This is a genomic window from Leptospira mayottensis 200901116, assembly GCF_000306675.2.
In the GTDB taxonomy this organism is placed as follows: domain Bacteria; phylum Spirochaetota; class Leptospiria; order Leptospirales; family Leptospiraceae; genus Leptospira; species Leptospira mayottensis.
This window is the reverse complement of the sequence record NZ_CP024871.1, coordinates 426,501-432,500: the sequence shown is the minus strand read 5'-3', so window position 1 is coordinate 432,500 and position 6,000 is coordinate 426,501. Positions and strand designations below refer to the sequence as shown.

Genomic DNA, 6,000 nt, shown 5'->3' with positions numbered 1-6,000 from the left:
TTTCCCTTTTCGATTCCCTTTTCGATTCCTTTTTCGATTCCTTTTTCGATTCCCTTTTGCATACCTTCTGAAATCAGTCTTTCTGCAGTAGTCACAGTTAATTCCTCGTATGGTTCCAATTTAGATCTTTGGAAAATTCCTTTGAGTTCCGAAGGTTTGAAATCTCGGACCCAATAGATATACAATAACAGTTTTCGTAAGATTGCAACTCTTTTCGATTCCTCTTCGATCTCCAGTAACAGAGAAAAAAGCCCAGGTAAATGAGAAATAAATTCTAAATCACCTTCTCGAATCTTTTGAACGACTCCCAGAGTGACTTGAAAGGTAATACTTTCTAGTTTATCTTTCAGTTCTATTTCTTTTAGATCGAATAAATCTATTTTAAAATTGGGGATAAAATCTTTTAGAATATCAACTTCTTGATTTGTTAAAGCGAACTGATCTAAAAATCGATTCCCCATTTCTATGTTGATTTCGATAGATTTCAGTAAGATAACCGAGCAGTTGTATGTAAATAGAGTTATCTAAATAACTTTTATGTTCGAAGAGTAAATACAAGTTGGTTTTGTTACCAGACTTAAGAGGAATTTGAAACAATAGATCGGTTTGTTCTTGTTTGAGTTCTTCAGAAATAAAACTGGATTCGGAGAGTTCTAAGTTTTCTAAATCCAGTAGCCTCACTACTTCGAGTGGTAATGTGTTTTTAAAAAATATAGCGGCTTCTTTTTTATCTTGGAACGTTTCTCGGATTAATCGATCGTGAGGATTGTTGACTTCGGTCATGGCTATTGTTTACTTTAGATTTTTATTGAGTCAATTAGATTCCAATCGCAAAACATACGTTTTACGAAGAAATTTGAAACTTAAGAACTTTATCTTTGAATTTTACAGAAGTTCCTTCGACTTTATCTCCGATATAAAAAACAATACCGAAAACTTTTTCTTTGGTAGGATCGTAATTCGACCCGTTTCAAAACAGTTCACTAATTTTTTCGAAAGATCTTAGCCTACATATTGATAAGCTCGTATCGTTGAATCATCCCCAAACCTCCTCCTTGACTAATCCTTATAAAATTGATTACCGTAAATTTTTATTACAAAGCCCGTTTCAGTGCAAAATATTAGGTATTCTGTTATATGGCTTTGAGTAAATGGAAATCCATCTTCAAAATATAGTCTAAAACGAACCCAATGTCTTTGAAAATAGGGTTGGATTAATTTTATCTCGAATCTTTTGAACGACTATTTTTCGCAAAACGACCTGTCCAACGAGTATGCAAAAAATTTCTTTAGATTGAACAAAATCTATTTCTTTCCAATGACTATCTATACAACTTAGAGCCTGTCTTAAAACCTCAGAAATAGGTACCTCGACGAAAACTTAACAATTATAAAATCTGTTCGAAAGCTCGTAAACTACCAAAGAGACGTAATTTGTCATAACTTCTATATTTGATTACAAACTTACTGAATCATTATAACTGATTTTTTGAAAGGTTTTGGGACAGACTCTTAAATTAAAAAAATGCATATAAGGACTACAAAGTATTTGTGCAAAATTATAAAGATCATTTTTCAATTTGAGACGAACAAGATCCCACTCTTCCCAAACAATTTGTTTCATTTGAATTAGAAAACTAGAAATCCCTACTTTTTGTAATCGTAATTCCGATTCGCAAAGATATTTTCTACAGATAAGAAAGGTCTAAAATAAAAACATAAAATACAACAGGAGATTTTCCTTATGACAAGTCCGGTTCTATTTCTCGGACACGGTTCCCCGATGAATCTCATAACCCCTTCAAATTTTACTCTGAACTTGGAAGAATTCGGTTCCACCCTTCCGGAAGTAAAAAACATACTCGTGATTTCCGCACATTGGAAAACAAAAGGAACCTATGTGACCACCTCTGATTCACCGAAACAGATTTACGATTTTTACGGATTTCCTTCCGAATTATACGAGATTAAATATCGACCTTCCGGATCCCCGAAGCTCGCCGAGAGGATTCAAAATTCACTCAAAACCATAAACGTTCAACCTACACAAGAATGGGGACTCGATCATGGAAGTTGGGGAGTGTTGTATTTCCTATTTCAAAAAGCGAATATTCCCGTACTTCAATTGAGCCTAGATTCAAACTTAAGTCCAGAAAAACAATACGAGATCGGAAAAGAATTACAACCTCTGCGGGAAGAAGGAACTTTAATTTTAGGAAGCGGAAACATTGTTCACAATCTGCAAAAAGCTGATTTTTACGATATGAATGCGACACCTGCGGATTGGGCAATTGAGTTCGACGAATTCATACGACAAACATTGGAATCCAGAAACGATAAAGAGATTTTAGATTTTCAAAAAAAAGGAGACATCGCAACGCTCTCGGCACCTACCACGGAGCATTTAGAACCGATTTTTTACGTTTTAGGTGCGATGAAGCCTGAAGAAAAAGTGAAGTTCATTCATCATAGCTTTCAGAACCGAACTGTATCCATGCGGTCCTTTACTTCGGTTTAAAAAATTATTCCTCATCTCCGGAAAAAACCCATTCTTTATTGAGCAAAGAATTGGAAACCTTCATCAAATCCCTCTCCGGATCAATCAGAACCTGACTTTTCCTTCCGTTTAAAGAAACCATAACATCCGCATACACTGAAACTTCTTGAGCAGTTCTTTTCTTCTCATTTTTACCGACCCAATGAGCGAATTGCAAAATCAAATCCGGTTGATAACTCATCATAATCCTCTGGATTTCGTTGAGATGAGATTCCGGAAGGACCACGTTCGTTTCCCCAGTTTGTTGGTTCACCATTCTAAATGAAGCAATACCGTTCTTTTGAACCAACATAATCTGCCAGGAAAATCGAAAACCCTGCTCCGTCCAAAGATGATTTCCCGGATATAAAAAATGCCTAAGAGGAAATAAAGACTGAAAAAGAATGTAAAAAATCCAAAAATAATAAAGCATACGATCAGATAAAAGAAAATCGATTTTTTTTCTCAGCGTCTCAACTTTATAAAAAACGAACTTTTCCGAAATAGAGGACTTAGATTCTAAAAAAAATAAATAAGATTCGATAAAAACCAAAACCGATTCCTTGAAATGAATCGGGAAACGCGTCCACAAAAAATGAAAAATGTTCTCCCGGTCCGGGAACATACTTCTGGATTTCAGAAATTGAAACAGATCGATCGGCCAAGTCGGGGAGAAAAATAAAGTGGCATTCAAAATCATAACCCAAGGAAACATTCCGATCGGAAACAATTTCCAAGTCAAAAAATGAAATATTATAACTAAAGAATATCCCAACATTCTCGTCTTGCGAAATAATAATAAAAAAGGAATCGAGAGATCAAATATCAAACCGGCATAACTAAAAAAGTATCCCGTAGCCGACATGGAAAGAATCGGACCGAAAATCGGGATATCCGAATTACGAAGAAGCCAGATTCTCACCGGTTGCGCTTCGAAAAGCCAGTCCGGAACCAATTTGCCGACACCTCCGAAAAAATAAACCGCTCCAATCTGAAATCTAAGTATATAAAGACTCCATTGCGGAATCGGATCTATATTCTGAATCGATCCACTTTTGAATATTCTAAAAATATGAAATATGTTCAAAGCTCTATCTGCCGGAATCCAAATCAAAATAAAAAGCAACAGACAAATGAGATAGTAATGATTGAGATAAACCGCAACCTCAAGAAGGTTGATGTACGTAAAAATCAGAAAAAAACAAAAAACAGAAATCCTGTAAAAAATTCCCAAGGAGATAAAAACCGCAAAAAAAAGAAGCGAAACAAAAAGAGGATACAAAACCCAACCAGGCAAAACTCCGATCCAAGAAAAGCCGTAAAATTTGAAATGAAAATTCGGATCCAAAAAATATCTGGAAATCCAACCGTTTGTAAAATAACGAAATACTAATATAAAAAGCAGAATGCCGAATATGATTCTATAAAGTCCCAGTGACCAAGCCGGAACTGGCTTAGAAGCCCGGAAGAATAGGTTGGAAAAAAGTTTTTTTCGCATAGTAACCGGAACCGATCGATTTCCACTCACCAGAAAAGCGTTTCTCGGAAAGTTCTGCAAGCATTCCCGGAATTTTCGATTGGGAATCCGGCAAAAGATGATTCATATGAAAAACTTCTCTCATCCCAAAAGAGATATCATTCAGATCCAAACTTCCCGCTCCATCTCGAATTAGAATTTCCCCTCCTTGATTTTTCGCCTGACGTGGATCGGAAAAGATAAAAATATTTCTGTTTTGTTCCAGTGCGTTGTTTGCGGATGAGATTGCGCCCGATTTTTCAGGAGCTTCCACAATAAAAACGGAATTACACATTCCGGTCACGATTCGATTCCGTTTTGGAAACGTATATTTCAAAATCTTTTGACCGGGAGGATATTCCGTCAAAATCAAAGTTCGTTTCGAATACTTCATTCTTTGATAAAGTTTTCTGTTTTCAAAAGGATATTCCGTTTCCGGTCCGGTTCCCATAACTCCGATAACTGCTAACTCTTCGTCCAAAGCCGCACTCATACTCGTTGCGTCGATTCCTTTTGCAAAACCAGAAACGATCCCCGAAAAACCTTTTTTCTTCAAATAGGAAGGAATCAATTCAGCCGCATAACAGGAAATCGGAGAAGGATTTCTCGTACCAACAACCGCCGCAAAAGAGAGATCTAAAATATTCAAATTCCCTTTATAAAACAAAATCAATGGAGGATCATATATTTCCTTTAAAAGAGAAGAATATTCCGGATCAAAAAAAGAAAGAACCGAAAATCCGGTCTTTTTTAAATCGTTCGAAATTTTTTCCGAGGTATACAAGGCCTTCTGCAAAACGGAAGAAGGCAGGAAACGTTTCAAGTGTTCACTCAAACTTGTCCAAGAATTCAATTTTTCGAATATTCTATTTTTCAAACAGAATTTGGAGACATTGGAATCGATGAGAACGAGAGGATTCATTCCGCTTTTGAGGAACTCTCTTCTATTTTTTTCAGGTTTTGAAGCACGTTTTGATACGAATCGTTCTTTTCAAGACCACCGCGAACGAGACCGGCGTCATTCAATTCCTCAATCGTTTTTTTGACCTTCAGATATTCTTCTTTGGAATCTTCCGTCCTACCAAGACGATACAGAAAGTTGGCTTTGGCAAAACGAGCTGGAACATTTTTATATTCTTTTTTGATAATATCATCTATAATTCGAAGAGCCTTGTCCTGATCGTGAAAACCGGCAGACACACCTTCCCAGGAAGAATCTGGCATGGAAGAATCGAAATAGATGAGAGCGAGTTGAAACGGAAATCGCGAATCACGAGGATCTTGAATGGCCAGATGAGTGAAAAGATCGATCGCGATTTGTCTTCTTACGGTCTCCCAACCTCTGTCTTTCGAAGCATTCGCATAAGCAAGAGCAGTTTCGAACAAAAGTTGTTGATCGATCGGTTTTAGAAGAAGTGCTTTTTCAAAAAATGGAATCGCAGGTTCAAAAAAATGAAGTTCCGCACCTACGATTTCCACTTTTTTTCCTTCGTTGTTTTCTTTCAACGCTCGGTTGTAAAATTTGACCCCCATATCGTAGTCGCCGATTTTCATATAACCTTGGGCAATCTTCCAACTGAGAGCGCCTGCAGATCTTGTCTTTTGGGCCATTGAAGAAATTTTCTTTTCCAATTCTACGATCTCCGCTTCCTCCATCGCAAGTCTCTCTTTCCAGGCTTCCAGATCTTCCACGGTCGGAGGCCTATCTCCCCGATTCTGAAATCCGAAATTTTTGGATCTTTCACAGGAAACAAAAACGAATAAGAATAATAAAAGAAAAATCCGTTTCCATGGAAAATTGGAATCTATGCCTTTGAATTCAACGCGGTGAATGGATTTGCAGAAAGTCGAATTCTTAGAATCGGCTTGGAGGTTTCCAAAATTTTTATAAAAGAAAATTTGAATTCTTAGTAAAGTTAAGATCAGATGCAGGATATTTTGAAACATA

Annotated in this window: 4 protein-coding genes and 2 pseudogenes (1 of these 6 cut by a window edge); 1 reads left to right on the top strand and 5 read right to left on the bottom strand. The window is 36.7% G+C overall.

The window, feature by feature from the left end:
* Both LEP1GSC190_RS20050 and LEP1GSC190_RS20950 read right to left on the bottom strand, forming a co-directional pair.
* A pseudogene (locus tag LEP1GSC190_RS20050) lies at positions 1-783 on the bottom strand (Rpn family recombination-promoting nuclease/putative transposase) (it extends 106 nt beyond the left edge of the window).
* A gap of 365 nt (positions 784-1,148) precedes the next feature.
* Positions 1,149-1,339: pseudogene (locus LEP1GSC190_RS20950) on the bottom strand (hypothetical protein); the annotation flags it as partial.
* A 405-nt stretch (positions 1,340-1,744) separates the two neighbouring features.
* On the opposite strand from LEP1GSC190_RS20950, the gene ygiD reads away from it, so the two are divergent.
* The gene (gene ygiD / locus LEP1GSC190_RS01945; protein ID WP_002747274.1) at positions 1,745-2,518 is read left to right on the top strand and encodes a 4,5-DOPA-extradiol-dioxygenase; all 774 of its coding nucleotides are present in this window, start codon (positions 1,745-1,747) and stop codon (positions 2,516-2,518) included.
* A gap of 4 nt (positions 2,519-2,522) precedes the next feature.
* Here the strand turns inward: ygiD and LEP1GSC190_RS01940 are convergent, their stop codons facing one another.
* From LEP1GSC190_RS01940 to LEP1GSC190_RS01930, 3 genes are read right to left on the bottom strand one after another with little or no spacing between them, the layout of a single operon-like run.
* Entirely contained in the window at positions 2,523-4,034 is a 1,512-nt protein-coding gene (locus LEP1GSC190_RS01940) for an HTTM domain-containing protein (protein WP_002747484.1), read from the bottom strand.
* Positions 3,991-4,974, bottom strand: coding sequence for a DNA-processing protein DprA (locus tag LEP1GSC190_RS01935; RefSeq protein ID WP_002747494.1), 984 nt, complete (start codon positions 4,972-4,974; stop codon positions 3,991-3,993). Before LEP1GSC190_RS01935 ends, LEP1GSC190_RS01940 begins: the two co-directional genes overlap by 44 nt.
* Positions 4,971-5,999, bottom strand: a complete 1,029-nt coding sequence (locus LEP1GSC190_RS01930; protein WP_002747332.1) for a tetratricopeptide repeat protein — start codon at positions 5,997-5,999, stop codon at positions 4,971-4,973. Before LEP1GSC190_RS01930 ends, LEP1GSC190_RS01935 begins: the two co-directional genes overlap by 4 nt.
* Between the last annotated feature and the right edge of the window lies 1 nt (position 6,000).